We start from the raw sequence: 26,622 nt of genomic DNA, 5'->3' as shown, positions 1-26,622 counted from the left end.
TATATTGTAGTTTTTCTCACAAAACTGATTTTAGTCTAGGTTAAATGTTGCCCTTCTTTTTTTAAAAAATTTAAGGGCGGCTTAACCGCCACCCTTTTGGTTTTCAGAATCTCAATTCCTCTTCCTCAATTAAAGCTCTCAACCTCGGTAAATCATAGACTATGATCTTGTTCGCTTGTTTCTGCAGGATGTTTTCTTCTTTTAGGTAGCGGAATAATCTGCTGATCGTCACGAAGTGCACACCGGTTATTTCGGAAATCGCTTTTTGAGTGATGCGTTGATCGATCACATAGCCCTGGGGGCATTCCTTCCCCTGAGCACGGCACAGTTCGTAAAGCAGGCGCAGCACCCGGGCCGAAGGTCTGTAAAGCACCAACTCCTTGGCTTCCCGCATAAAATAGGTACATTTCGATGCATAGCAGGTGATGAACTCAATCAGCAGTTCTCTGTCCTCCTGGAGCACGCGCAGCAACGGTTCATTCTCAAAAAAGCAAACTGTGCTGTCTTCCTCAGCCACCACATGAACAAAGCATTCCTCAATGGCAAACAAACGGTCGGCAAATGTAAAGGGATCGACGTAAAACATAAACTTCTGCCTGCCATCCTCATTCAGGAAACTGACTCCCAGTTTCCCGGCCAGCACAAAAATGACCTTATTAACAACCTCTCCGGGTAAAACAACGGAATCTCCTTTGCAATAATTGCGAATAACACCCAGCTGAGTGTAAGCGCGCAATTTTAGAACCGGATAAAAATGACCGGGTAAAATGCAGTAGTGATTGCTTATTACCCTTTCCATATGCTTTAGCCCCCAAAAAGATTTTGTTTCGAGTTAATTTTAACTGTTTTGCCAGGATCTTTATTTAGTCTGGACTAAATTCGTCGGATATACTGAACCAAGGTATGAGAATGATAAAGTGCGGTTCCATGGCCTGGAAACGCACTTTATCTGCACTGTTCGTATTCCCCTTACTCTTCCTTATCAGGCGCTGTTAACTATCAAATATCTTGCCGGGGTTAAAGCGGTTTTGCGGGTCAAAGCTTCTCTTGATTTTCCGGAAAGCTTCCATGGCTTCGGGCTTAAACTGCTTATCAAGATGCTTTCTCTTGGCAATTCCGACTCCCTGCTCCCCGGTGATTGTCCCGCTGAAACTGAGGGCCATTTCACAGAGCGCCTGCTCAGCCGCGTGAACCCGCTCAACTTCTTCCTTATTCCGTTGATCATAAAGAATGAACGGATGAAAGTTCCCGTCACCGGCATGGGCCAATACGCCAATCTTCACATTAAGATCCTTGGCAATTTTTTTGATTCCCGCAAACGCTTGTGAGAAATTACTCCGGGGAACTGCAATATCATTAATACTATAGGACGGTGTTATGCTGGCAATCGATCCGAAACCAACCTTGCGGGGAGTCAAAATTTGCTCAACTTCACCCATAGACCTGGCAATCTTAAAGTCTCTCGCCTTGGCTTTCCTGGTGATTTCACCAATAATCCTGACTTGCTCATTCATATCTTCCGGATAGCCGTCAATCTCAATAATGAGGGCAGCTCCGGCGTCACGGGGAATCCCGGTGGGACAGAAGTCCTCCGTCGTATTGATAAAGAAATTGTCCAGCATTTCCAGCGTTGCCGGGGCAATTCCGGCCGCAAAAATACCGTCAACCGTCTGGGCAGCATCTTCAACTTTGTCGTAAACAGCCAGCATCATTCTCCTGGCCATGGGGAGGGGCAAAACACGGAGGATAATCTTCGTGACCAAGCCCAAGGTTCCTTCCGAACCATTGAGAATCCGGGTTAGATCATAACCGGGCTCACTTTTAAAGTTACGTCCCCCCGTGTTAATGACTTTACCATTGGGGAGAACAACTTCTACACCCAGAATATAATCCCGGGTCACTCCATATTTAAAACACCGGGCTCCGCCTGAGCTTTCCGCGAGATTTCCTCCCAACGTTGCAACCTTAGCGGAAGACGGGTCCGGGGGATAATAGAAGCCTCTCTTTTCCAGTTCCAGCTGCAGGTCAAAGTTGACAACTCCCGGTTGAACCACCGTAACAAAATTCTCTGTGTCAATCTCCAGGATCTTATTCATCCGAGTAAAGCTGATCACCACTGATTCTTCCGCAGGAATGGTTCCACCGATCACATTCGTCCCCGCACCTCTGGGAATTACTTTAATATTGTGCTCGTTTAAGTATTTGACGAGCTCAACTACTTGTTCCGTGGTTTGCGGCGAAACGACGCCTAACGGGTCCCCGGATAATAAGGTGCAAAAACCATAAGTGTAGGGGAACAGGTCCGCTTTGCCTGTAACGAAGTTCTTCTCCCCCACTATTTCTTTCAAGCGCTTGATAACCGTTTGCGATAACATGTGCAGCCCTCCTTCTTTATCAATCAAGCCTGCAGGCTTACCCCTGGACTAAGAATCCCTTTGGGGTCGAATTGGTTGCGCAGCTCATTTAAGAGCGCCGTGGTATCCGCCCACATTTCAGCGTCATTTTGAGCTTGACATATCAGCTTTTGGCCAAGGAATCCTGTGATATTGCCACCCAGAGATAACGCCATTTTATTGACTTGAGCGGCCAAAGCCATCTTGTCCGCATTCTCCGGCAGCAGCAACCGGGCGAAGCCCAATAAGCCTTCGATGACAACACCCGGATAGGCTCCCAGGTCCCCGATGATTCCTTCCAATTGCGTAAGAGCCTGGGGCATTTTCATGGGACCTACCGCAAACTCCAGAACCTGCCCGGGTTGGTTATAGAGAGTCTGCCGAACCTTAAGCCACGCGTTGATCACGTTCTCATAGCCGCCCGCATCGTCAATGATTTGGACATCCGTTCCGCCGCCCAACGTAAGCATTGCCGCGATTTCTTTGGCAAGATTAGTCCCCGACTCGACAAAGCCCTCCAGGTCAATCAGCGCCAGATGCCCTGCACCCGGTAAAACTTCTTTGGTCAGACTTTCACTAATGAGGTTCATGCGGTCCGGGTGGATATGACGCTTAATCAACGTATTCAATGCAGCATTTGCTTTGTGAATTGAAGCAAAGCGGGCAATAACTGCCTTTTTCGCCAGAGGAGCCGCTAAAAGTCTCACCAGAAGCTTAGTGAAAATCCCCAAGGTTCCCTGGCTGGCCACTGCGAGATGGATGAAATCCAAACCAGACACGTTCTTAATGCATTTGTTGCCGATATTCAAAACTTCTCCTGTAGGAAGAACCATCTCAAAACCCAGCAGGTAGGTCCGGGTCGGACCATAATTAAAGGACTTGGAGTCGGAGTCCCCAATGGCGAAACAACCGCCAAGGGAGCTCGTATCTACTGCACAGGGCTCCGGTGGGAAGTTGAATCCGGCTTCCCCTATGTGTTTAAGAAACTCTTGATGGCTCATCCCCGGTTCAACCACAGCCACCATGTTTTCATGGTCGATCTCAAGAATTCGATTCATCCGATTCATGATTAATGCGATACCGCCGTCTAAAGCTTTCGTATCCGCCACCTGACCCGCTGCAGAAATTTTAATATTGTGGCTGTTTGCCAGTTTAACGATACCTGCTACCTCGGCAGTATTCCCCGGGCAGACAACCGCTGCCGGTTTACCATTTCCTTTCAGGTATTGGGCCATCTGCCCAGGGTTGTTAATAACATATTGGTCGCCGACAATCCCTTTCAGCCGGCTTATGATTGCATTGCTCATGACTACCCGCCCTTTCCTTAGCCTTCGTATGCTTTTGCCAGCAGATCGGCAACATGCATAACTTTTTGGTTCTGGCCCGCCATATTGATACCGCCCTGGATCCGCATCATGCAGGCCGGACAGCTGGTGGCGACAATTTCCACGCCGCTGTCCTTGACATTTTGGGTCTTCTGGCGGGTAATATCGGTGGACATTTCATGATAGAACGCCTGGACCAAACCGGAAGCTCCACAGCAGCGGCTTGCTTCGTTCATTTCGATATACTCTACTTTGGGCAAGCTTTTCAGCAGCTGGCGAGGTTGTTGGGTCACTTTAATGCCGCGCACCATATGACATGGATCGTGATAGGTTACTTTCACTGGAAGCGAATTATGAAGCTTGGATTGGTCAATCCCGATCTTGGCAACAAATTGTGAGAATTCCAGAACCTTAGCGCTGAATTGCTGAGCTTTAGGCAAATAATTCGGTTCATCCGCAAACAGCTTGGGATAATCCTCTTTCAGCATGGCTACACAAGTGGCGCAGGCAACTACGATAGTATCGACGTCTTTAGCAAGGAAACTGTCAATGGTTTTGCGGGCATTGACCTTTGCTGTCTCGAAATCGCCATAGACATATTGGGGAAGCCCGCAACAGACCTGGCCCTTGGGAATAACCACTTCACAGTCGTTTTTGGTTAGAACTTTAACAACCGACTGAGCCGTTTGGTCTAAGGAGTAATTCAAGAAGCAGCCGACGTAAAAGGCAACTTTATGCTTGGGGTTCTGAACCGTGATTTTTTCCGGGACCTGTTCCAGGAACGGCACCTTAGCCACATTCATGCCTTTGATATCGACACCGCGGAAGTAATCCACACCATCAATTCTTCTCAGAACATTTTTACCCATGCCGCCGAAGAGTTTGAATGCCCGTTCCAATTTTTTAGGGTTAGCCAATGTTTTCAAGGCAAATGATTTAACAAAAGGATGAATGCCTTTTCTGAGCTTAAAATCACGGCGTGCTGCCAGAACAAGTTCATTCCCTTTGACCCTGCTTGGACATGCGACAGCACATTCCCCGCAAAGCAGGCAGCTCATAATCGCATCCTCATAGTTTTCGTCAGGCTCAAGCTTACCCTCGGCCACTGCCTTAATCAGTTGGATTCTTCCCCGGGTAACCTTGGTCTCCGCACCATCCACCTTGTAAGTTTTGCAAGCTGTCTGACAGATACCACATTTGCTGCACATGCTCAGCATTCCATAAACGTCTGCCAAAACTCCCATTGAAAATCCCTCCTTTTGATTGCATTACAATTCACATAGATGTTTATTGTTCCGGTTCAAACCCTTCATATTAAGGACATAACAAAGAAAATCAATTGTTATGTCCTTTTACGATAACTATAATCTATTAAAGATAAAAACGCCGTTGTATTTACAACAAGGTGGAGGAGTGTGAAAGATTTATTGATCGCTTTAATTCAAGTATCCTTATTTAATTTTTAAGACTGCCATTGAGCACTTACTAGGCAAATAAAAGGGATCGGGTACTAATCTGCTTGTTTTTCCAGACTGTATTGTATTATATTAAAAGCAAATATTATGTAATTCTTGCAACATAAGGAGGAGAGTATGAACGATCTATTGCCGTTTTTAGCTCAGGTATCCTTATTTAAAGGGATTGAGACGGAAGAATTACCTAAAATGCTGAACCGTTTGAATGCCCGCAAAGTCAGCTATAAAAAAAACGATGTTATCCTGCGGGAAGGACAATCAGTTCATTCTGTCGGAATCATGCTGTCCGGCAAAGTCAAGGTTGTGAAGGAAGACTTCAAAGGAAACACAAACGTCATGACATTTATTGAGCCAGGTGCAATGTTTGCGGAAGCCTATGCCTGCACCCAGACAGCAAATCTGCCCTTCACAGTTCTCAGCGTGATGGAAACCAAGATACTATGGATAGACTATCGGAAAATCATTTCTACCTGCACATCCGCTTGTGAGTCTCACGAAAAGTTGATCGAAAACATGATGAAAGCTCTGGCCTCCAAAAGCATTCTGCTCAATCAGAAAATTGAACACATCTCCAAGCGCACGACTCAAGAGAAGTTACTTACCTATCTGTTTGACCAGTCAAAGAAGTCAGGGTCCAATGAATTTGAAATTCCGTTTAGCCGCCAGGAGCTGGCCGATTACTTATGTGTTGATCGCAGTGCCATGTCGAACGAATTATGCAAGCTTCAGCGGGAAGGTGTCCTGAACTTCCACTTGAATCATTTTAAACTTTCCAAATCGAGCTCTGAAGCCCAGCTATAACAAAAAGCAGGTAAGAGGCTATAATACTCCTATCTTTCGGCAGCCCCTTTAGGAGATCTTATTGCATAAAGCAGGGTGCAAGCCGTCAGCACAAAGAAGATAACAGCGGCTATTAACATCTTAAAACCGCTTGTGTTGTTTCCAAATGCGGAAGCGCTAAATGTCATAATGAACGGAGAAAGGAAGCCTCCGAAATTTAAACAGATCAGCATCAAAGAGATGCTAAAACTTCTGGAAGTATTCGGTGCTAAATTTGTTATCAGGTCATAAGCATAGGGAATATAAGTGCCCGCCCCGATGCCCATGCAGATCATGGCGATGGAGACAGCGGTCATACTCTGAGCGTTTGCCATAATCAATAAGCCCGCACCAAGCATTACTGTACCGATAGGGCCGACAAATCTTTTAAATATCTGGAAGGAGTATTTAAAGATAAGTGACATAAACATATGAGCGGCGGACAGTACGGCAATAGCAACGGTCGCCGAGGAGGTATCGCCTAAACCTGATTGGACCATAAAAATTGCTGTATTTGTAAAGATTGCCATGTGTGCGACAAAGGCAAAAAATACAAACAGGCAAATTGCGATGACTGGGAAATTGATTTTATAAAAATCCTTCACTTTGGCTTTTGCGCCATTTACTTGGAGTTTAGGCGGCTCGGGAATATAGAAATATACAACCGCAAGAATAAGCAATCCGAACAGATATACCCAGAATACGTTTCTCCAGCCCGAAACAGCTAGAATCCCCATAAATATGGGAAAAATAGTTTGACCTAAACCGCCGGCTGTCGATTTAAAGCCAACCAATTGCGCACGGTCTGCCCCACCCTGAAAAAAGTCGCCAATCAGTGTCGTAGCAATGGGGTTCATTATACCGATTCCCGCACCCAGAACAGCCCTGGAAACCATCAGAGACGCAAAACTGCTGAAGAACAGCGGCCCTATCCCGCCTAATGTATACAAGGCAATACCCAATAATAACAGCTTTCGTTTGCCGACTATTTCCGCTGTAAGGCCCGTCAGCAAAGTACCGAACACAATGGCAAGCGCGGATATTGTAAGAACGCTTTGTACAACTGTAGGATCAACATGGGGAAACGCTTTGATCAAATCAGCCATAATAACCGAAATCGAGCTGTACGTCATTACCAGTAATGAAACAGAACTGATGGCCAACTTCAATGTAAAACCGGAATTTTTCATTTTCATAGAATCATCTCATCTCCTTTTTTATTAATCCGCCTGCCAAATTTCTTTAAACTATCACCCCCCATCTTGAGCACGACGTTCGGAACATTGCATTACTATTCACATAGGTGTTTGTTGTTCCGGTCCAAACACCCATATTGAGAACATGACAAAGAAAATCAAAAGAATTTCAATCTCTATGTTCTTGTGATAACTATAATCTACTAAAGGCAAAAACTCCGTTGTATTTACAACAGGTTTTACAGGATGTGAAAGATTTTATTATCGCTTTAATTCAGGTATCCTTATTTAATTTTCAAGCAGCCATTGTGAGTACTTTTGAGCAGATGTAAAAGCTGCCCCTTTGTCCGAGACCTTTCGAATAATGGGCGGCCTTACTGTAAATCTTTTGTTACTGTTGTAAATACAACAGCGTTTTTGTCTTTGATATACTATAGTGCAGTCAGGAAACCAAAGAGGGTTCACCAAATTAAAGTCGGAAAGAGGCGACCTGATGGATTCACAAACGCTTAAAGAGCAGGTAGAAATCAATGTATTTCATGTTCCCAAGGAAAGAAAAGTAGCCATGCATAAGCACCCCCAGCAAGTTGAGGTTTTTTATTGTTTTAACGGCTCGGGGGTTGGGGTTCTTGAAGACTCTGAAGTTGCCCTGGCGGTAGGCGGGGTATTTATTGCCCCTGCAGGAGCTATGCACTCTATACGGTCTGACGAATGTATCGATGTGTTATCATTTCTCATCCCGGTGATTAATAACTAGGAAAGCCGGGCGATTCTCTTTAAACCATTAATTGATGTTAGCCGACCAAAAAGTGACAACTCCTGGTCGGCTGAATTATTTATCATGCACACCAACACCTGCCCATTCTTTTGCGGCAGGTGTTTTTCACCTTTTTCTATTCGTTTGGTGCCAATACGAATGTCGTATTCAGTATGCTCTTGTTTTTCCGGACTGTATTGTATTATATTAAAGGCAACTATATGTTGTTTTTACAACATGGGGAGGAAACTATGAACGATCTATTGCCGTTTTTAACTCAGGTGTCCTTATTTAAAGGGATTCAGATGGCAGAATTGCCTGAAATGCTGACCAATCTGAATGCCCGCAAAGTCAGCTATAAAAAACAGGAGGTTATCCTGCGGGAGGGACAGTCAGTTTATTCTGTCGGAGTCATGCTGTCCGGTAAAGTCAAGGTTGTAAAAGTAGATTTCAGAGGAAATGCCAACATCATGGCCTTTATTGAGCCAGGTGAAATGTTTGCGGAGGCCTATGCCTGCACCCAGACAGCAAATCTGCCCTTCACAGTTCTCAGTGTGACGGAAAGCGAGATACTCTGGATAAACTATCGGAAAATCATTTCTACCTGCACGTCTGCTTGTCGGTCTCACGAAAAGTTGATCGAAAATATGATGAGAGCTCTGGCCTCCAAAAGCATTCTGCTCAATCAGAAAATCGAGCACATCTCCAAGCGGACAACCCAAGAGAAGTTGCTTGCTTATCTGTTTGACCAGTCAAAAAAACTGGGGGTCAATGAGTTTGATATTCCGTTAAGCCGCCAGGAACTGGCCGATTACTTATGTGTGGATCGCAGTGCCATGTCGAACGAGTTGTGCAAACTTCAACGGGAAGGCGTCCTGAACTTCCATTTGAATCATTTCAAGCTGTCAAAATCGAGTTCCGAAGAGGCACACAACCTGCCGATATCCCCCTGATCGTTACGGTCATCCCCTTGCACCCTCCACAAGCGCGGCGACTAAGCCGTCAATCGTGCTCCTGGCGGCTTCTTTATGGATCGGCAAACCCAATTCCCGGGCTGCCGCACTGGTAAGCGGGCCAATCGAAAAAAGCTTCACCCCGTCCAATAGCTCGGTTTGATTGTCAATCAGCCGGCAGAAATTGCGGACAGTGGATGAGCTGGTAAAGGTCACCGCCTGAATTTGCTTATCTTCCAACATGCTTTTTAACAGGCCCTTATTGGCCGATCCGCTCACCGTCTTATAAACGGGCACATCCCAAACCTCCGCGCCTAAAGTCTGCAAAGATTGGGGCAGTACATCCCGGGCCTCCTCCGCCCGGGCCAGTAAAACACCCTCTCCCGGCAGAATTCTGCCTGTCAATTCTGCAAGTATTCCCTCGGCCCGGTATTCTTCCGGCATACAAGTAACGCACAACCCCCGCTGCTCCAGGGCAGCCTGGGTGACGGGTCCGACAGCCACGATTTCCATCCCGCTCAAATCACGAATATCTTTCCCGGAATCTTTCAATCCGCTCAGAAATCTCTCCACTCCATTGGCGCTGGTAAAAACCAGCCACTTAAAGCGCCGGAGATCTTGCATAGCCCGGGTGAGAAGTTCGGGATCGGAGGGCTCCCTGATCTCAATAGCCGGAAATTCCCAAGGCTCACCGCCCAAGTCTTCAATGGCCTGCGCTAAAACACCGGCCTGGTGTCTGGCTCGGGTGACCACAATCCGGGAACCGAACAAAGGCTTTTTCTCAAACCATTGCAGCTTTTCCCGCAAAGAAACCACTTCACCAACAATTATCGTGGCCGGATTCGTAAAGCCCTGTTCCTGAACCAGGGAGGCAATAGTGTCCAGCCTGCCTACCAGAGTCCGCTGCTCCGGGCGCGTCCCCCATTGGATGATCCCCACCGGCGTCGCCGGATTCTTCCCATGCTGGATCAAGCGTTGGGCAATCAGAGACAAATTCTCCATACCCATCAAAAAGATCAGAGTGCCGTGGGCCGGCACCAGATGCTCCCAGGCAATGGCCGAATCATTTTTTCCGGGATCCTCATGCCCGGTAATCACGGCGAAGGAAGATGTCATCTCCCGGTGCGTCACCGGGATTCCCGCATAAGCCGGTACAGCAATGGCCGAAGTGATTCCAGGCACGATTTCAAAAGGAATCCCCACGGCCAGCAAAGCTTCCGCTTCCTCCCCTCCCCGTCCAAAAACAAAGGGATCCCCTCCCTTAAGACGGGTTACGACCTTGCCTGCTAAACTCTTTTGCACGAGCAGCTGATTGATTTCATCCTGCCGCAGGGTATGCCGGTCGGGTGATTTACCGACATAAATCATTTCGCAGTCCGGCCCGGCCAGACTGAGCAGGCGCGGTGAAGCCAGACGGTCGTAAATTAAGACATCCGCCCTGGCGATACATTCCGCTCCTTTGACGGTCAAAAGTTTGGGCTCCCCCGGACCTGCTCCGACTAAGTAAACGTATCCTTTGGCCAAAATGAACACTCCTGTTCTCGCTTATCTTATCTCCGTGAGAATATCGCCGGCAGCGGCTAAGCCGGCAGCTTATCAGCTTATGCTGGTTTTGGACTTGCTTCTGCGCCGTAATATGTGCATTGGCTTTGACAAGGGAACTCCCTGATAAGGCCTTTCTAAGCTAAACGATAGCACATTAAAGACAAAAATGACGTTGTATTTACAACAGGAATGAAGAGAGTAATTCAGTTCTCAGATAATTTTCAACAAATTTCTTATGAATATAGATCCGATTGTGCTCCATCTTAAGTTTCTCAGTTTGTTTAAATCGATTAAACATGCGGCATACCGTGATCCTGGAGGTATCGATGATCTCTCCTATTTGTTCATGGCATAAGTTTACCGGCAGTGCATACCATTCCCCATCCTCTTTCACTCCCTCGGATTGAAGCAATGAGATGAAATAATAAATCAATCTCTGTTCCGGAGTCGACAATGATGAGAAAATATTAGCGCCCTCTAAAATCGACCGCACCCGCATGTTGACAACCGAAACCATTTCAATTCCAAAATTAACGTCCTCCTGCATTGCCTGAATCAAGTCGCTCCGGGAAACCCTATACATTTCACAATCTTCCACAGCAACGATGCTGACCTTAACCGGAAGCTGGTCAAGAGCCGGACCCAGGCCAAAGCTTCTCAGGGGCCCTACTAAAGAGGCAATTCGCGCTTGCCCGCAGGGATTGCTTAAGTAATAGGCCGCCCACCCTTTAAAGATAACATAGGCATGCTGTACTATACTTCCTTCCTCAATAATAACAGTGCGTTTCTTGAACCTGACTTTGGTTCCTTTGCTTAAGGTATGTCTGACCACAATGTCTCTGACCGGCCGTTCAATCCACTGCAAATCCATTTGAGAGTTGGAGATAAGCATAATCTTCCCTCCTGAAAAAGGATTACTCTCTTGCCAAGTTTTGCTCTAAGAGGAATTCCATGGCCTTTCTGCGCAGAAGTTGCGTCTCCGCTTTCTTTAACGCTGCAACCGAATCAAACTCTTGATCGCCTTGCCGGTTTTTCGCCAACTTTTCTTGTTCTTTCTCTAATCGTTCGGCGGGAATCCGGAATCCTTCCGCTTGGATCACAGCATCCATGATCGCTTCGCCGAGAATTTTCCTGGCCGACTCCTGTTTGCACTCGGCGAGCAGCTCATCACTGGACAGTTTCCTGTACATGAGGTAATTGATCAGCTCCACGCCGTGAATGGTTTTCAGCTCTTCCGCGAATTGGCGATAGAGGTTTTCCGCCGCTTGATTTAACACCTCCGGGTCAAACTCATACTTGCACCGGCCGGCAATCGCCTGAAATACTCGATCGATATTTGCCCCTTGTGCTCTGGTCTTTTTTTCCTGAGTGATTTCCGCCGCCAATACTTCTTTAAATTCCTGCAGCGTACTCACTCCCGGTTCAATCCTCCGGATCACTTCATCCGTTAATTCCGGCTCTTTCAGGGCAAATACGTTGACAATCTCCACCGTAAAGGTGACCCGGTGCCCCCATAAATCCGCAAATTCAAGCAAAACAGGTTTTAAGACAACGTCAAAGGTTACGGTTTGACCTCTCTTCCTGCCTAATAGGTTGCTTGAGAAATCCCCCAACACATTTTCATCGCCTACCCTGAACTTAAAACTCTTTTGTTTGACACTGGGGATGGGGATGCCATTTTCTTCCCCTTCAATATTAACAACGACATAATCTCCCGGCTCAACCGGGTCATTCTCTTTTTCAATCCGGGTTTCCGTCAACGATTCACGGACATAAGCCATAGCTCCGTTAAACTCGTCTTCCTCAACGGCGATATTAAATTTTTTAACATTCAATCCTGTGTATGGTCCAAGTTCGAATTGTCTCATTCTTCAAGGCCCTCCATGTTGACAACGTCCTGTTTCCTCCTGGATAAGCTTTTCAGCGATCCGCCCGGATAATTCCCACGGATTGAAGCATCACGATAATGTGTGCTGCTCCAAGGAGCAGGATTAAGGCGGCAAACAGCAGATCTCCGGTCTTTAGCCTTTGCTGCTTTTCCAATGATTCCCCATTTGAACCCTTATTTGCTGGCATGCTCTCACTCCCTTATTCCGCCAACGATTGAGCAAGGTTAACAAAAAGCCCACGGGGCAGAAGAATTGACAGTAAAACCGGCTGATAAACAAGCTGATAAAGATAAAGACCGGCAGCATTAACCACATGACCCATACTGCTTTAAACAGGAAAAGCGCACTGAAGGGCTGGTAGTCCAAGGTTCCATAGTCTCCTAAAAAAGTGCCCAGCATCACGGCCAGCCATAAAAGAGTCGGTGCAACCAGCTTCATTCTCTTGATGGTTTGCGGGGATATCCCCCAGGATTTAAAACCGGAAACTTTGTTCAGAGCCTCCTGAACTGCCCCGAAGGGGCAAATCCACGCACAATACATGTTCTTGCCGAGCAGAACAATAAAGCCCAACGCTCCAATGATCAGCACGTACCAGCCCAGATCGGTCAACCTGGGGATTTGCAGGGTAATCAAAGAGAACAGATTGCTGACTGCTATGAATCGTTTCACATAGAAGCCCATGACAGCGAAGCTTGCCAGAAGCAGCCAAAGCCGGAAACGGACTAACTTTTTGAGATAAGCTGCGGCAAGTGCAATGAGATAAATCATCATCATCGCCAAGTCCTTCACAGTAAATTGAAAACGATCATAAGGATTATCCCAATGGGTATTAAAGAATTGCGAAGCGACATAAGCTGTTGATTTGTTGACAGACTCGGCAACAGCGTGAGACGAAAGCGTTGAACCTGTTATGGCATCAATGTAATTATCCGTTTCTCTGTTGTCCAGGTCACCGGAATAGCCGGAAGCTCCTCCCAAATAAATGGGCTCTCTGACAGAAAGGCCCTCAAACCGTTCAAACAGTTTTTGGGTATAAAGTCTTTCAAAGAAGATGGGCGTCTCGCCATGTTTGGTCACCACAGCCTTGACCACGGATCCGGCTGAACCGACGATAGTCATGACCTCAATCCGGGATTGATATCCTACAGCCGAATCGCAAACGGCATAATATTTTTCTCCTGCGGCCTCGACTTTGTAAGCCCGTTGGGTTCCTATGGTTTTTTCAATGGCTGTAACGCCGGGGAGGTTCTGCTGAAGCACCGCCTCGTAATCAATGGTTTTATCGCCCCAAATAATACTGTAAAAAATAGCCCCCATCCCGGATAAAAACAGGATTATCAGATAATAGAACTCCAGGTCTCTCTTCTTCTTAGCCATTATTTCCATCCTTCTTTGTCTTAAGCAAATGACGCAGCAAAGAACGTCAGCCACTTATAGCCAAGGCGACAAGTGACTGTACCTATTGAGTAAATTGTTATTTCTCCAGTTTAGCCAAGTCCTGGTCACGTGGAGAGGGTTTCAGAACGATCTTTAGTCTTTTTTAACGAGGGATTCAATAGCCTGTAGGTGATGATGGTGGGAATCAAAGTCAATCCGCCAAAAAAGACAAACCCCATCGCCACGGCCTGATATTCATGTTCCAGCAGGCTGGCATACCCCCAGGCCAAAGTAAATATCAATAAGAAATTGGCTAAAAAACCGCAAATCTGAATCGGAATTGTGTCTTTTCCCTTGCTTTTCGAATAACGCCAAATGCCGTATTGAATCAGAAGCATCAGCATACCAAAGAACATAAAGACAATTTCCATTTCCGCTTTCCTCCTTTACTTTGTGGGCTCGGTGTCTTTCCAGAAATCTTTGACCATGTTGGCAATGTAGCCGGATTCGATCCGTTCTTCAGGATTAACCGGGCCATTGTAACCAAACCACTCATCGAACTTACGGGCCGCATCTTGAACCAAGGGAATTTGGGTGGCAATTCTGGCCACATCATGCTGCCAGGCATCGATTTTGTTCCAGGAGCAGACCGCGATACAGCTCCCGCAGTCCCCGCCGTTATAAGCGAAGAAAGAGAGGCAGCGCTGGGAGTCGAATTGCCATTTTTCCGTATAGGGATTTTCCGAAGGGGTGCAATCTTCAGGCTGCAAAACCCAGGGGTCTTTCACATGGGAGATCGCCTGAGCCGGGCAGACGTCCGCACATTTCAGGCAGAGGCGGCAGAACTCCCGGGCGCCGATGTTGATCGGCTTGTCCGGAACAAGTTCCAAATCGGTATAAACTTTGGCGATCCGCACTCTGGGCCCGTACTTTTGCGTGATGAGCTGCCCTGATCTTCCGGCCTCGCCGAGACCGGCCTGAACGGCAATGGGCACGCTCATCCCGGTGTCATTTCCAGAAGGAACGGCATTGTAGCCAATCTCTCTCAAAAAAGAGGCAACCTTATAGGCCACTTCTCCCATGTTCGAGTAGGACTTGCCCGGTGCCGCGCCTTGCAGAACGGACGGCGCTGTGCGGTAGGCTTCGTAATCCATCTCGAAGGTCATGGCAATGACGGATTTGGGCGTGAAGCCGGCATATTTTTCCCAATCCGCTTCCACAGATGTCGATCCGTAAACTTCCACCTCTCCTTTCATCAGTTTGAAAGGATCAGTCGGAAAATACTCCGTTCTGCCATTAGGCAGTTTAAAGGGTTTCAGATTTGGTCTGCACCAGGTTGAAAACGTCCAGCGATCGTCATAAGGGGCAATGCCGGCCATATCCGCTCCCAAAAAGCGGGCGGCTTTTTTCACAATCCGGCTGGCCTCTTCCACCGACTCGAACTTCCATTGCCGTCCTTGCTCCCGCCTTTCCCGGGCTTTGGTATTATCCCAGCTATACATTCCCGCCAGAAACACCGGTTCCGTTCCCGTTTCATTGGTCATGGGATTGAACGGATAATGGGCAATCACCCCGCCCGGACCGCTGCCGGGGGCGGTAAATCCGTTGTAGTGATATTCCACCGACCAGGACGCTACCACCAGGGCCATATCCAGGGCGCGCCACCCCATTTCCTTTTCGCGCAGGGGTAAGACGCTGCCGTCATGATGGGAGAAGAAAATGGCTCCTGTTTCACTAAGGGTCGCCGGACGCCCTTTAATGCCGAGAGATTCGGCGTTAAGCAGGGGCAGGTCCTTGCCCGTATCCTTCTTACCGGTGATCTTGGAAACATCGTCAAAATGAAACTTGATCGGGCCTTTGTTCTCTTCCGGATCAAACATTCTTAGGTAGGCAAGCTTTTCCGCCGGCAGGCGTTGGTATTTGGGATCGACTTGGTAAGGAAATTCCGCGGTCTCCCTGATCGGCGCGATTATCTCCGCGGCCTCAGCTGTCAATGGGGCAAAGGTTTCCTTGGCCGCCGCAGCCGAAGCAGCGGCAACAGCCGCGACGCTCACCAGAGATGCTTTAAGAAAAGATCTCCTGTCTAAATTCATCTTCACGTAGTCTAACCTCCCTTTATTCTGCACAATTTACGGTTTTGCTTTATTGTAAATTATTCAGACGTATTGCCCCTATATCCAGTGATACAGTTCCGCTAATTTTGTGAAGGCATACACGTATTGGTTCATTCCACGGTAAAGTTATGCATATCTATCGGCGTTTCAGGTTCTGGAGGGGCGGGAGATTCCATGATGATTTTCTGGGAACTTAAATCCATAGTGATGTTGGACTCTATGTTCTGCCCAATGATCAAAGCGATCAAGAAAAGTGCCGCAATACTAAAAAAACAGCTCATAATACTGAATTTAGGAGTGCTCATAGTAAACCTCCCGCAACTTTGTTACACTATAGAAATTACTGCTTGACCGGCGTCTGGTCAGGGGAGGCCGGCTTAGCTAAGTGCCTGAAAGCTTTCCCCAGCCTTCGCCTGATGTTAAGACAGATCTCCAGAAACGCCCCCACCGGACAAAGGCAATCACACCAGAACCTGTAGATAAAGATAGATGCCACGATAATTACAAGCAATAACAGCCAATTGAGAATCGTCCCGGAGAGTCCGAATAAGGTTCCAAACGGTTCATAACTGCCAACCGCAGGGTTCCGGAAAAAGAAGATCAGCAGCAAACCAAACCACAGCAGTACTTTCGGTAATAATTTCAGAATTGGGTTGGCCACTCTTCGCCGTTGGGGTTCACTTTTAAGCATACTTGTTAATTCCTGCACCCCTCCGAAGGGACACAGCCAATAGCAATAGAGATTGCGTCCGGAAAAGACCACCATACCGAGGCCGCCGATCACGATCACATACCAAACAATATTGGGGCGCACAGCAGGCCAATACCCCAGAAATAATCCTGAAACAGACGATAATGAAATTTGGATTTTCAGCCAGAACCCTAAAACAACAACGGACACCAGTGAGGTAAGCAAACGGGTTTGCGGCTTCTTCCATACCAGACCAAGCATCAATACAGCCAGATACAAAAGGACTGCCAGAGCTTCGGCAAGCCCAAACTGCCATGATTCGGTCCTTTGCGGAACATTTAAACCGAGTTGCCTTACCGCTGCTTCATAGCTCCCCTGCCGTACGGCATCAGCGATAGCTCTGGTACTCACTGTAGCCCCTGTGACGGAATCAATGTCCGCACCCAGTTCAAGGGGGGCATTGGCTTCTCTGCCCTTAAACTGATCCAGATAGTTTGCTTTTAAGACTTTGTTCAAAAAACTGGGCGTCTCTCGATTCTCCACCACCACAACCTGTTGAATCTCTCCCAGTTGATTGATTACAGTGGCCATCTTTATTGGACCGCCATATCCGTTGGCCTCACCAAATACGACAAAAAAATAATTGTTGCCATCGCTTTGAACCGCTTTGAATATTGGCGGGCTGTCACTTGTTTTTGCGAAATCTGTTTGCGGCAAAATCTGTTTCAAGTAGATAAGTTCATTCTTCTCTGCCGTCAAATTGGCGTAGACCAAAACCCCCATCAACATGACAACTGCAACAACCACCATAACGCGCTTCAACATGATTACTTCCTCCAGAGACTTCTACAAACTAGTACAGCAAAACCATATCGTGAGCTGCCGGCTCCCGTTGGAGAGCCGGCAGTCTTTGTCGTTCCGCTTACTTCCTGGTGCTTCTCGGATGAAACTTATTCGGGTTCTGGGCCCACCAACTTGCCACATCTTTAGGCTCTGAATACCCCAGCGTTTCATCCATTTTAACAAGTGCGGACCCCAGAACCGGCGCCATATGGGCGGCCATTCTGTGCATTGCCGTATTGGGCTTGTTATAGGGACAATAATGGACACAGTTGCCGCAGGCGCTTATATTGTGGTCATCCCAATAGGCTTTGCATTTGCTGGCATCGATCGGCCACTTTTTAACACCATAATTCGTGGTGTTATAAACAGCTTCGGCTGTACGATTATTATCTTTGGGAATAGACTCGGAAGGACAATTATCGGCACAAATTGCGCAGGTCTCACAAAATTTAGCCACCCCCATATCGATGGGTTTATCCGGCTGCATAGGCATGTCGGTGATCACGCCGCAAATGCGCAGGCGAGGTCCCAGCTCCGGATTGATGAGGAGACCATTCCGCCCCATCTCCCCCAACCCGGCATCAACGGCCATGGGGATTCCCAATCCCGGTCCATAGCTGCCAAAGGGCCAGGCACGGTAGCCCATATAATTGATAAAGAGAGCCAAATGCATAATCAAGAATTTATCAAAGCTGTAGGCACGATATGTTTCAGCTACTTCAACGCAGGAAAGGGTCCGCCGGTAGGCCTCATAGTCCATTTCAATGCCGCAGACGACCACATTATTCATCTCCTGGGGCAATTCATCGTCAACATGGGGCAATTGCAGCGTCTTTCTTTCCTCAGGCGTCATGACCGGTCCCAACAGGCCTTTTTCAAGACCGAAAACTTTCGTAAATAAGTCTTTGGCATCCGTCTTCCAGTTCTCGTTGTGATATCTATGGCTAAAAAGCCAATTCCGATTAAGCTTACATGTTCCAACAACGCTGGCACCAAAATGCTTCGCCGCCATTTTCACCGTCTGGGCTGCTTCTTCCGGAGTCGTCTGATAGGGTTCTGTTAATCCCGGAGGCAGTTCCGGCTCCCAAATATGCGAGGTCGCAAAGCTGCCCACCTTAAATAACAGGGCAGAACTCATAAATAATGATAAATCACGATGATCTCAACTTTCGCACCCCAGTTGAGGGAATAGAGCCTTGATATAACTGGGTAATGCAGCAATCCACTTTTGTAATTGACTGAGTGATTCGTTATTCTCTGGTTTATTGGGTAGTAGATTAAGAACAAACGTCATTAACTGACGTAGTGCTGTTTTCAAGTCTAAATCCATAACCTCATCAGCAAAAAGATAAAAGAGTCCCCCAAGAGAGCGTTCATCATTGTTTTCTCTTCGTTCCCACTCCAGGATGAGGTAACGGGTAAAGACTATGGTTGTGTGACTAACCATCATATCGAAGGATCGGCCCTGAAATTCAGTTCCTAGCTTCAAATGCGATTTGGCCATTTTGAAAAACGTTTCGATACTCCAACGCATCCCGTAAATTCTTACGACTTCAGTAGTTTCTAAGGAAAGATCGGTGGTTAAGATCGCTAACCACTCTCTTCGGTTGTTTCGATTCTGGACGAAAACAACTTTTAAAGCTAAGCCTGAAGGGGTATGAACACGCACTGAACCCAGTATTTCTGCTTTCGGGTTCTTTGGGACTCTCGCGTAGAGCTCTCGTAAACTGAGTGATTTTCCTTCAAAGAGATAACGCTGCTTAAGTTCTTTAACCATTCCAATAACGTGAAGCTCCTTATCCCTTAGCTTTTGCAAAAGTGGAGCATGGGTAAACCAACTATCCATTAGGACGTAATCCGCTGAGAATCCGGCTTTGAGAGCTCGTTCAAGCATTTGAACCACGGTGTCCGGTTTAGGGCTCATCGCTTCCAGGCGACGCTTATAGCCTACGGAGCGTTTGTCTAAGTCCTCTCTCATTTCACAAAGACGATTTTTAGCTTTTGCAGAACTCATCAATGTAAAATCAAGGGGTGCGAAGCTGAACCCGTCAGACCAGCCCAAGGTTAGTAAGGTGTAACCGCGAACAAAGCGGCCCGAAACATGGTCAAACACTCGGGCTAAGAGTTCAACTTTCTTGCTTCGTTCGCGCTCCATTACAGAATCATCTACGATAAAAACACGGATACGCTGCGCAGAGGTGAGCTTTTCAAAGCGTCCGACCATCTTGAGGCTGAGTAACTGGTAAAAACGCCTCCAGTTATACCGAGAGTCATTGAGAAACCGATAAACAACATCTTTACCTGGAAGAGATTCTGCCCGGCTTCCTTCTAACAGCCGAAACAGATTTCGACCTTGAAAAACGAGTTGGAAAATGATTTGGAAGACAACGAAGCTTGAAACCCCATAGGACTTGCGGATCCCAGCGGCTCGAAGCAGCTGACTAAGCTTAAGGGAAGAAAAAATTAAAGAAAGCTGATTTTGATGCTGTTCAGGCAGAGAGTTGTGTTGTAACATGGAGATACGCACCTTTCTGTTTTGGAAATTATGGTTGTTTGGTCACTTCCATTTTACCAATTCGAAAGGTGTTTTTCTGTCAATGAACAAAATATTTTTAGCCTAATCCAGTAGTAGACTGAGTTTGAACAGATTTTCGCGCTGCGAAAGTTGAGACGATGATCAAATCCCGGTTCAGGTGTGCCGGCGGCAATATTTTTCACGGTATCATGAAGTGCCGTCATCCCTTGGGGGCCAAACATGTAATAAGATTGGCTTTCATCCCAATACCCACGGGAGTGAGCATTATTCCGATTATCGAATCGCCCGACTTCACCGACTGTCTCATAGGTTGGTTTGTCCACTCTGCGATATTCAAGGGCATCCGCAGCACCGTCACCCATCAGCTTTTCCCTGGCACCCGGTGTAAATGTAAATAAACCGGTCAACGCTCCCGTTAATGCTGTGCCCTTGAGAAATGACCTTCTGCTTACTTTTACGTCCATCTTATGCCTGCCCCTCCTTTGTTGCCTTATGGATCATTTTTCTGCCCGCCAATTTATTGAACACGAGTTGGGCTATCGCCACCATTGCCACACCAATCGCGCCAAATATGAACAATCCTACTACCCCGGGTTTAGGCTGCCCTTCCCATACTCCCATATAGACCCAATATACAAGGAAGCCGGCATAGAGCGAAACAAAAGCAGCCATTCCCCAGTTCCAGGCACTGAACTTGCGGTTCTTCATCGTCTCCTTCTTTTTGTACAGTTGGACAGCAAGGACAGTAACGATTCCCAATCCATAGCCAATGAATCCACTCATATCACTATCCATCTCCTTTTCTCTGCCTAATTATTGAAAAGCTCTCCCCTACATACGTCTTCGTGTCATTATCCCCTCCTTTATTTTCCGTTTCGGTTCTCATTATACGTTGTTTAGACATATTGCCCCTATATCCAGTGATACAGTTCTTTGGCATATCTGTGGAGTACCCCTCCAGTGTGCTGAACGTTCCAGCTATGGAGTAAAATGAATCAGAGGCTGAAACATGGTTTGTTAATAAATCATGCGGCGGATTATACGCCGCATGATTTCTATATAGGAAAAACGGGAAGGGGCTCTCAATATCAATAATCGAATTTATACAATTCCGGCCATTCCAGCCACCATTTATGTTTATCGACAATCTCCGTGCCATAACCGAACATGTCATCAATCCCTTTTAAGAGCTTTGAGGCGGCCTCTCCTTTGCTCCCCACCCATATGCCGGCTTCATGGAACCAGGAATCCTCTTTGGAACTCCACGGACATACTTTGATACACCTTCCGCAGCTGACTCCTTCATCGTTGCCTGCTCTGAATTCAGCGCATTTTTTATAATCACTGTTCCAACGCAGATAGCCGTTGTATTCAACCATGTCTTTGTCATGGGTGATCGCTTCAGCAGGGCAGTTATCGGCACACTTATTGCACACACGGCAGAAATCCGCCATGCCAAAATCGATGGGTTTATCCGGGACTAAAGGGAGATCCGTGGTGATCGCCGCCACTTTGTTGCGATACCCCATGCGCGGATGGGCTACCGTGTCCCCTGTCCGGGTAAGTTCCCCCATCCCTGCCGCGATCATGCAAGGCGCCATTACAGCCCCATAGTTGCCAAAGTGATGCGCTCTGGCATGATAACCCAAGCCTCTGATGTATTGGGCTATAATCAGGGCAATATTGGCTGTGGCATGATAACTTCGAAAAGATTGGGAGTCTGAAATGCCATCATAACCGGTCGAGGCCAGATAGGTCTCCAAGTGCTGCTCGACCGCCACAACGATGACATAGGGCAATTTCTCCTCATAGGGTACATCTTCGAAAGGTGTCCCCTTTGGCACCATACCCGCGATAACCCCTATCATCGAAGGCTGCATTTTATGGGAGTAATAAGCGTATTCCGGCATATTTCCGATCCCGACCTCATCCGCTCTCAGATAATAAGCAACATCCTTAATATGCATGGACATCTGCTCGGGATCAGGTATCGGGAGTTTTTCCGGCCTGGTATGACCTTCCACCCACATAGTATCGGAAATGGGTGCAATAGCCATTCCCATGGCATCACTCAGGGGATGTCTGAGCCCGATCGTATAGAACCCCGCCTGGGCCTTGGGGCCTAATTTCCCCTCCATAGCCAGTGTAAACCCCATATCGCTTTCTTTGGACTTGTTTACCGTCCCTACAATCTTCGAGGTACCAAGCCATTGGTCATTATGTTCGGCGAGCCTGACCGAAGCGCCTCCATAATTAGGCTTGGGTCTCAGCTTAGACCATTGCCCTTTTCCGGGTGGAATGTACTCATAGTTGTTTACCGCGGCTGCAGCTACTTTGGATGGCGCCTTAACCGCGCCAAGAACACCCAGGGCAGCGGCTGCCGCTCCGGTTTTCAAGAAACCCCGGCGGCTTAACTGAAGTTTTTGTTCCGAAGTATTTTGGTTTTTTGAAGAATCGGCCAACCTGATCAGTCCTTTCATGAAGATATTGACTCCATAGTTTTGCTTTTGTTATTACCGATGAATCCTAACACGCGTGCCAGAATCACAGCGATAACAACGGTGAGTCCTCCGAATAAGAAGATAGCTGTGCTGGTGGCCTTGGTGTGACCAACCGCGGCATTCAGATAAATAAAGGAAACGCCCATCCATAAAACGGCGCTCCCCACCCCGTATAAAGCCCAAATAAGCACGGTTTTCCACATTACATTCTTTTGGGCATAGGGTTTAATAAAAAGTATTCCGGCCAGAAATAATATTCCCGCCAAAAAAATCAGGATAGTTCCCATTTTTTCACCCCCTTTTTAAGGATATTGTACCTGATTTCTCTTTCTGCTTTATTTGCCATGGCTACTTTTTGCTGATTCGCCAAGATAATCTCAACAAAAAAACTGCTTTCAACGCTGCGCTGAGAAAGCAGTTCCTATCAGTCAGTTAATAAGCTATCCCCTCTTCGAGAAGAGCTTTTAGTTTTTCCAGATCATAAATAATAATTTTACTTTTTCTTTTTTTAAGAATTCCTGCCTTTTTGAGACTTCCTAATATCTTGCTTACGGTGACATAATGAAGTCCGGTGATTTCCGAAATCTTTTTATTGGTCAGTTCTATCTCAACTTTCCAAACTCCCTTGTCATATTCTCCTTTGGAGTGGCTCAGTTCATAAAATAAGCGCAAAAGCCTGACCGAAGGGGAATACAGATTAATTTCACTGTTTAGATTCATAAAGTAATACACCTTGGAATCATAATGCCGTAAAACATCAATAATGAGTTCTTCATCTTGCTTAAAGGCTGCCAAAAGTTGTTCTTTGCTGAAAAGGCAGACTTTACTGTCTTCGATAGCCACAATCTGCATATGGTCATTTTCAAATGTAAATAATCTGTCCATAAAGCAAAACTGCCCGGCAGAATAGACAAATTTTTCTCTGCCGTCTTCGGTGATCTTGGAGACATTGAGTTTGCCGGAAAGCACAAAAATAATTCTGCCCAGCACTTCGTCAGGTAATAAGACGGTTTCCCCCTTACAGTAACTGCGTTGTGAGCCTAAATAGATATAGTCTTTAAATTTAGGCACCGGATAAAATGTATCCGGAAAAATATAATTTTTAAGAATTTCTCCCATTGTTTTATCCTCCAGACCAGCTATAGATGACTTTGTTAATTGCTTCACCAGGAAAGGCGGGGTAAAATGCAGTAATGAAAGAATTATATTTGGAATTAATTATAGCTGTTTTGCCTGGATATTTATTTAGCCTGGACTAAATTCGTCAAATTGAGCCAGGGTGTGAAAGTAATAAAGCTGCTCAGCCTTTTCGTTTCAGGCCGCTTTGTTATAGTTTGTTCTGGGCAACAAGACCGGCCAGACCTTTCCTGACCCGATCCAGGTTTTCTGCCGAGTGGTTGACGAGCTCCATCTGAGCAGCCTGTTTTTTCGCTAAACCGGATACCTCTTCAGTACTGGCGGCTGTTTCTTCAGCAATAGCACCGATGCTTTGGATTAAGCCGGTGGTCTGCCCGGTTCCGGCCGCCATCTCCCGGGACGCTGCAGAGAATTGATTCAGCTGCTCTGCCAGAGTGTTGATTTCCCGGACAATAACCTGAAAGGAATCGCCGGCCAACCTGACCGTTTCAACACCTGCCGCCACTTCATCCTTCGATTTCTGCATCACTGCAACGACCCGTGCCGTCTCTTCCTGCATCCCCTCGATCAATTGGGCGATCTGAGCTGTGGAAGACGATGATTGTTCAGCCAGCTTCCGCACCTCCTCCGCCACAACGGCAAATCCTCTGCCCTGTTCGCCGGCTCGAGCGGCTTCAATGGCCGCGTTCAGAGCTAATAAATTGGTTTGATCGGCTATCCCCTTGATTACATCCACGATTTGCCCGATCCGGGTGGAGTGCTCTCCCAGCATGGCCACTACTTCAACTGTCTGAACCGAAAGGTCGCTGATTTCCTCTATTTTTTGCATCATATTTTCCGCCTGGAGCAAGCCCGCTTCCGCTGCCTCCGCCGCTTTGGCACTGCTATGGCCTACATTCCCGGTGTTTTTTGCCACCTCGTCGGCATGGACCGACAGCTTTTCGATAATTCTGGTGGTGTTTTCCAGAGTCAAGGCCTGTTCTTTGGCTCCGGCAGCCAGCTGCTCCAGGATACGAGCAATATCCCCGCTCACAGCAAAGGCATCTTTGACCGCCGCCGTCAGTTCACCGCCGGTCATTTCCAAATCAGCGGAGGTGTCGGAAAGTTTTTTGACCAGCATCCGGCGCCCCTGAAGCATTTTGAATTGCACTTCAAAAGCTTCACCGATTTTGGCCCGATACTGGTTGGCCATCTGCTCCGTAAGATTGCCTGTGCCTATCTGCTGGTAAAAATCATTGCTCAGATTCAACACTCTGGAATGGCGAAAAAGCAGATTGACAGCAATTCCTCCCAGCAACAAACCGGCCAGGGGCAGGGCGATGTTGAGCACAGCCGTCAGCTGAGACAGCTCCTCCCGGTGGTCCACCGCCGCACGCAGCAGGGCGATATTAGCTCCTGCCAGCACCAGGAATACACATAGAGCAGCCAAAAGGAACCCGAAGATCTTCTTTGATAAAGATAATTTCATGGACGGCATCCTTCCTTTGTAAATATTGGTACCAGAATAGTATAAAGAAAAACCCTTTTGAAATATTTAGCGTATACTAAATTTTTGATAATCGCCAATTTGGAAAATGAGCTGAGCGCCCAGCTTTTGCACGTACTCTTCTTTTGGAGGAAGATAAACATCATAGCTGTTTTTACTTAAATTAAAAATATGGAAGCCTCCCCACAAAATACCGTTGAATTTTCGTATTAAAACAGTGAATACGATTAAGGGAGGTACAATCTAGTGAAACGAAAGTTTAAAGCTCTATTCGCAACGGTCTGTATAGTGGGTTTATTCCTGTCTTCCTCATTGCCTGTGCTGGCGGCACCCCCATCCTGGGCTCAGTCCCATGAAAAATCCATCCAAAGCAGCTCCAAGGATTGCAAAACTCATAAAGTATCGGCAATAATTTTGAAGAAACGGATGTTCCTTAAGGTCGGGGATAGTGCTACTCTGGCCGTGAAAATCGCTCCCTCTAAAGCGAATCAAAAGGTCACCTGGACATCCAGCAACACAGAGGTCGCAACAGTGGACGCCAACGGAAAGGTCACCGGTGTCAAGGCAGGCAAAGCCTATGTCACTGTGACAACGGAAGATGGGCGCAAGTCGGCAAAATGTAAGGTGACTGTAGCTGATCCCCGGGGAACCGGGAAAATCAGTGTAACGGGCGTCACCTTGAATCAATCCGCCATGAATCTGTCGGCAGGGGGAGCAACAGGGACTTTAAAAGCCACTATATCCCCCAGCAACGCCACGAACAAGAAGGTAACCTGGACATCCAGCAACTCAAACGTAGCCACGGTTAACAGCAAGGGTGTGGTGACTCCCTTGACCCCAGGTGTGACAACGATTACGGTCACAACAGCGGAGGGCTCAAAGACCGCTCACTGCACGGTCAATGTCACAGCCCAACCCATCATCAGCAATGTAAAGATTTCCTCCAATAACGCCGATACGACAAAAGCTATGCATGGCGATACCATTGTTCTGACCTTTACCGCCAGTGTGCCTGTGACACAATTAAACAACTTCAAGATCAATGGAAGCAACCCGGATCGGTTCACACATACCGGCAATGTCTATACCGCAACTCATTTAGTGGATTCCGGCGATCCGATTACAGGTGTCCCGGCAACCTTCCAAATCAATGTCAGGGACGCCGCAGGGATCTACTCTCAGACTATTGAAGCCACATCTGACGGAAGTACAGTCACGATCATTCCTAAGTACGCCAGAATCTCCAAGGTAGCGATTTCTTCTGATAATACAGATCCCACCAAAGCTACTATCGGCGATGTCATTACTCTAAAATTCACTACGGATGAAGCTGTGGCCAAACTCAGCAACTTCAAGATTAACGGCAGCAATCCTGATAGTTTCGTGGAAGTCAATAATAACGACGGAACCTACACTTATATTGCCAAACATTTAGTGGATTCTGGAGATCAGGTAACCGGTGACCCTGCAACCTTCCAAATCAATATCAAAAACGCTGCCGGGATTTACTCGCCAACGATTGAAAAAACATCGGATGGCAGCCGGGTGACGATTCGGTAGTTTCTCAGCAAGACCGCAAACAAGA

At 47.1% G+C, this 26,622-nt stretch carries 26 protein-coding genes; 4 read left to right on the top strand and 22 right to left on the bottom strand.

Annotated features, from left to right (window positions below):
- Positions 1-103: 103 nt before the first annotated feature.
- The 4 genes from DHAF_RS03595 to DHAF_RS03580 form a co-directional block, all read right to left on the bottom strand.
- Positions 104-799 carry a Crp/Fnr family transcriptional regulator gene (locus DHAF_RS03595; protein WP_015942968.1) on the bottom strand — a complete coding sequence of 232 codons (696 nt, stop codon included), beginning with the start codon at positions 797-799 and terminating at the stop codon, positions 104-106.
- A gap of 193 nt (positions 800-992) precedes the next feature.
- Positions 993-2,375 (bottom strand): FAD-binding oxidoreductase, encoded by a 1,383-nt coding sequence (locus tag DHAF_RS03590; protein ID WP_015942967.1) that lies wholly within the window; start codon positions 2,373-2,375, stop codon positions 993-995.
- 23 nt (positions 2,376-2,398) lie between these two features.
- Positions 2,399-3,700 (bottom strand): FAD-binding oxidoreductase, encoded by a 1,302-nt coding sequence (locus DHAF_RS03585; RefSeq protein ID WP_015942966.1) that lies wholly within the window; start codon positions 3,698-3,700, stop codon positions 2,399-2,401.
- Between the two features lie 17 nt (positions 3,701-3,717).
- Positions 3,718-4,962 (bottom strand): (Fe-S)-binding protein, encoded by a 1,245-nt coding sequence (locus tag DHAF_RS03580; RefSeq protein ID WP_015942965.1) that lies wholly within the window; start codon positions 4,960-4,962, stop codon positions 3,718-3,720.
- Positions 4,963-5,310: 348 nt separating this feature from the next.
- Between DHAF_RS03580 and DHAF_RS03575 the strand changes: the two genes are divergently transcribed.
- A complete protein-coding gene (locus DHAF_RS03575; protein WP_015942964.1) occupies positions 5,311-5,994 on the top strand; it encodes a Crp/Fnr family transcriptional regulator in 684 nt (227 codons plus the stop codon).
- Positions 5,995-6,023: 29 nt separating this feature from the next.
- Here the strand turns inward: DHAF_RS03575 and DHAF_RS03570 are convergent, their stop codons facing one another.
- Entirely contained in the window at positions 6,024-7,208 is a 1,185-nt protein-coding gene (locus tag DHAF_RS03570) for an MFS transporter (protein ID WP_015942963.1), read from the bottom strand.
- A 493-nt stretch (positions 7,209-7,701) separates the two neighbouring features.
- On the opposite strand from DHAF_RS03570, the gene DHAF_RS03565 reads away from it, so the two are divergent.
- Both DHAF_RS03565 and DHAF_RS03560 read left to right on the top strand, forming a co-directional pair.
- Entirely contained in the window at positions 7,702-7,965 is a 264-nt protein-coding gene (locus DHAF_RS03565) for a cupin domain-containing protein (RefSeq protein WP_015942962.1), read from the top strand.
- 251 nt (positions 7,966-8,216) lie between these two features.
- Complete coding sequence (locus DHAF_RS03560) at positions 8,217-8,918, top strand: Crp/Fnr family transcriptional regulator (protein ID WP_015942961.1); 702 nt, start codon at positions 8,217-8,219, stop codon at positions 8,916-8,918.
- A gap of 9 nt (positions 8,919-8,927) precedes the next feature.
- Here the strand turns inward: DHAF_RS03560 and cobA are convergent, their stop codons facing one another.
- The 17 genes from cobA to DHAF_RS03480 all read right to left on the bottom strand — a co-directional run bounded on the left by cobA (position 8,928) and on the right by DHAF_RS03480 (position 25,019).
- Positions 8,928-10,442, bottom strand: a complete 1,515-nt coding sequence (cobA, locus tag DHAF_RS03555; protein WP_015942960.1) for a uroporphyrinogen-III C-methyltransferase — start codon at positions 10,440-10,442, stop codon at positions 8,928-8,930.
- 199 nt (positions 10,443-10,641) lie between these two features.
- A complete protein-coding gene (locus DHAF_RS03550; RefSeq protein ID WP_015942959.1) occupies positions 10,642-11,355 on the bottom strand; it encodes a Crp/Fnr family transcriptional regulator in 714 nt (237 codons plus the stop codon).
- A gap of 22 nt (positions 11,356-11,377) precedes the next feature.
- Positions 11,378-12,331 (bottom strand): trigger factor, encoded by a 954-nt coding sequence (locus tag DHAF_RS03545; protein ID WP_015942958.1) that lies wholly within the window; start codon positions 12,329-12,331, stop codon positions 11,378-11,380.
- Between the two features lie 52 nt (positions 12,332-12,383).
- On the bottom strand, positions 12,384-12,506 hold the full coding sequence (locus DHAF_RS26530) for a hypothetical protein (protein ID WP_018214242.1): 123 nt from the start codon (positions 12,504-12,506) through the stop codon (positions 12,384-12,386).
- A complete protein-coding gene (locus DHAF_RS03540) occupies positions 12,485-13,729 on the bottom strand; it encodes a 4Fe-4S binding protein (RefSeq protein WP_018307566.1) in 1,245 nt (414 codons plus the stop codon). Before DHAF_RS03540 ends, DHAF_RS26530 begins: the two co-directional genes overlap by 22 nt.
- A gap of 125 nt (positions 13,730-13,854) precedes the next feature.
- Positions 13,855-14,160, bottom strand: a complete 306-nt coding sequence (locus tag DHAF_RS03535; protein WP_015942956.1) for a hypothetical protein — start codon at positions 14,158-14,160, stop codon at positions 13,855-13,857.
- A gap of 15 nt (positions 14,161-14,175) precedes the next feature.
- Positions 14,176-15,828 (bottom strand): reductive dehalogenase, encoded by a 1,653-nt coding sequence (locus DHAF_RS03530; protein ID WP_015942955.1) that lies wholly within the window; start codon positions 15,826-15,828, stop codon positions 14,176-14,178.
- A gap of 125 nt (positions 15,829-15,953) precedes the next feature.
- Positions 15,954-16,148, bottom strand: coding sequence for a hypothetical protein (locus DHAF_RS03525; protein ID WP_015942954.1), 195 nt, complete (start codon positions 16,146-16,148; stop codon positions 15,954-15,956).
- A gap of 35 nt (positions 16,149-16,183) precedes the next feature.
- Positions 16,184-17,359: a 4Fe-4S binding protein gene (locus DHAF_RS03520; protein ID WP_015942953.1), complete on the bottom strand. Its 1,176-nt coding sequence runs from the start codon at positions 17,357-17,359 to the stop codon at positions 16,184-16,186.
- Positions 17,360-17,456: 97 nt separating this feature from the next.
- Entirely contained in the window at positions 17,457-18,515 is a 1,059-nt protein-coding gene (locus tag DHAF_RS03515; protein ID WP_015942952.1) for a reductive dehalogenase, read from the bottom strand.
- A gap of 24 nt (positions 18,516-18,539) precedes the next feature.
- Positions 18,540-19,892 (bottom strand): IS4-like element ISDha5 family transposase, encoded by a 1,353-nt coding sequence (locus DHAF_RS03510; protein WP_005808317.1) that lies wholly within the window; start codon positions 19,890-19,892, stop codon positions 18,540-18,542.
- Between the two features lie 53 nt (positions 19,893-19,945).
- Positions 19,946-20,377 (bottom strand): twin-arginine translocation signal domain-containing protein, encoded by a 432-nt coding sequence (locus DHAF_RS03505; protein WP_015942951.1) that lies wholly within the window; start codon positions 20,375-20,377, stop codon positions 19,946-19,948.
- Between the two features lies 1 nt (position 20,378).
- Positions 20,379-20,696 carry a hypothetical protein gene (locus tag DHAF_RS03500; RefSeq protein ID WP_015942950.1) on the bottom strand — a complete coding sequence of 106 codons (318 nt, stop codon included), beginning with the start codon at positions 20,694-20,696 and terminating at the stop codon, positions 20,379-20,381.
- A gap of 305 nt (positions 20,697-21,001) precedes the next feature.
- Complete coding sequence (locus DHAF_RS03495) at positions 21,002-22,393, bottom strand: reductive dehalogenase (RefSeq protein ID WP_015942949.1); 1,392 nt, start codon at positions 22,391-22,393, stop codon at positions 21,002-21,004.
- The gene (locus DHAF_RS03490) at positions 22,390-22,701 is read right to left on the bottom strand and encodes a reductive dehalogenase membrane anchor protein (protein WP_015942948.1); all 312 of its coding nucleotides are present in this window, start codon (positions 22,699-22,701) and stop codon (positions 22,390-22,392) included. Before DHAF_RS03490 ends, DHAF_RS03495 begins: the two co-directional genes overlap by 4 nt.
- Positions 22,702-22,846: 145 nt before the next feature.
- The gene (locus DHAF_RS03485; protein WP_015942947.1) at positions 22,847-23,533 is read right to left on the bottom strand and encodes a Crp/Fnr family transcriptional regulator; all 687 of its coding nucleotides are present in this window, start codon (positions 23,531-23,533) and stop codon (positions 22,847-22,849) included.
- 208 nt (positions 23,534-23,741) lie between these two features.
- A complete protein-coding gene (locus tag DHAF_RS03480; protein ID WP_015942946.1) occupies positions 23,742-25,019 on the bottom strand; it encodes a methyl-accepting chemotaxis protein in 1,278 nt (425 codons plus the stop codon).
- A gap of 264 nt (positions 25,020-25,283) precedes the next feature.
- On the opposite strand from DHAF_RS03480, the gene DHAF_RS03475 reads away from it, so the two are divergent.
- A complete protein-coding gene (locus tag DHAF_RS03475) occupies positions 25,284-26,597 on the top strand; it encodes an Ig-like domain-containing protein (RefSeq protein WP_015942945.1) in 1,314 nt (437 codons plus the stop codon).
- Positions 26,598-26,622 lie beyond the last annotated feature (25 nt).

It is taken from the genome of Desulfitobacterium hafniense DCB-2, from assembly GCF_000021925.1.
Lineage (GTDB): Bacteria > Bacillota > Desulfitobacteriia > Desulfitobacteriales > Desulfitobacteriaceae > Desulfitobacterium > Desulfitobacterium hafniense.
This window is presented reverse-complemented; position numbering and strand designations above follow the sequence as displayed.

Coding starts and splice junctions, on each gene's coding strand:
- DHAF_RS03595 (WP_015942968.1), bottom strand. CDS start 799: ATGGAAAGGGTAATAAGCAATCACTACTGCATTTTACCCGGTCATTTT.
- DHAF_RS03590 (WP_015942967.1), bottom strand. CDS start 2,375: ATGTTATCGCAAACGGTTATCAAGCGCTTGAAAGAAATAGTGGGGGAG.
- DHAF_RS03585 (WP_015942966.1), bottom strand. CDS start 3,700: ATGAGCAATGCAATCATAAGCCGGCTGAAAGGGATTGTCGGCGACCAA.
- DHAF_RS03580 (WP_015942965.1), bottom strand. CDS start 4,962: ATGGGAGTTTTGGCAGACGTTTATGGAATGCTGAGCATGTGCAGCAAA.
- DHAF_RS03575 (WP_015942964.1), top strand. CDS start 5,311: ATGAACGATCTATTGCCGTTTTTAGCTCAGGTATCCTTATTTAAAGGG.
- DHAF_RS03570 (WP_015942963.1), bottom strand. CDS start 7,208: ATGAAAATGAAAAATTCCGGTTTTACATTGAAGTTGGCCATCAGTTCT.
- DHAF_RS03565 (WP_015942962.1), top strand. CDS start 7,702: ATGGATTCACAAACGCTTAAAGAGCAGGTAGAAATCAATGTATTTCAT.
- DHAF_RS03560 (WP_015942961.1), top strand. CDS start 8,217: ATGAACGATCTATTGCCGTTTTTAACTCAGGTGTCCTTATTTAAAGGG.
- DHAF_RS03550 (WP_015942959.1), bottom strand. CDS start 11,355: ATGCTTATCTCCAACTCTCAAATGGATTTGCAGTGGATTGAACGGCCG.
- DHAF_RS03545 (WP_015942958.1), bottom strand. CDS start 12,331: ATGAGACAATTCGAACTTGGACCATACACAGGATTGAATGTTAAAAAA.
- DHAF_RS03540 (WP_018307566.1), bottom strand. CDS start 13,729: ATGGCTAAGAAGAAGAGAGACCTGGAGTTCTATTATCTGATAATCCTG.
- DHAF_RS03535 (WP_015942956.1), bottom strand. CDS start 14,160: ATGGAAATTGTCTTTATGTTCTTTGGTATGCTGATGCTTCTGATTCAA.
- DHAF_RS03525 (WP_015942954.1), bottom strand. CDS start 16,148: ATGAGCACTCCTAAATTCAGTATTATGAGCTGTTTTTTTAGTATTGCG.
- DHAF_RS03520 (WP_015942953.1), bottom strand. CDS start 17,359: ATGTTGAAGCGCGTTATGGTGGTTGTTGCAGTTGTCATGTTGATGGGG.
- DHAF_RS03515 (WP_015942952.1), bottom strand. CDS start 18,515: ATGAGTTCTGCCCTGTTATTTAAGGTGGGCAGCTTTGCGACCTCGCAT.
- DHAF_RS03510 (WP_005808317.1), bottom strand. CDS start 19,892: ATGTTACAACACAACTCTCTGCCTGAACAGCATCAAAATCAGCTTTCT.
- DHAF_RS03505 (WP_015942951.1), bottom strand. CDS start 20,377: ATGGACGTAAAAGTAAGCAGAAGGTCATTTCTCAAGGGCACAGCATTA.
- DHAF_RS03500 (WP_015942950.1), bottom strand. CDS start 20,696: ATGAGTGGATTCATTGGCTATGGATTGGGAATCGTTACTGTCCTTGCT.
- DHAF_RS03495 (WP_015942949.1), bottom strand. CDS start 22,393: ATGAAAGGACTGATCAGGTTGGCCGATTCTTCAAAAAACCAAAATACT.
- DHAF_RS03490 (WP_015942948.1), bottom strand. CDS start 22,701: ATGGGAACTATCCTGATTTTTTTGGCGGGAATATTATTTCTGGCCGGA.
- DHAF_RS03485 (WP_015942947.1), bottom strand. CDS start 23,533: ATGGGAGAAATTCTTAAAAATTATATTTTTCCGGATACATTTTATCCG.
- DHAF_RS03480 (WP_015942946.1), bottom strand. CDS start 25,019: ATGAAATTATCTTTATCAAAGAAGATCTTCGGGTTCCTTTTGGCTGCT.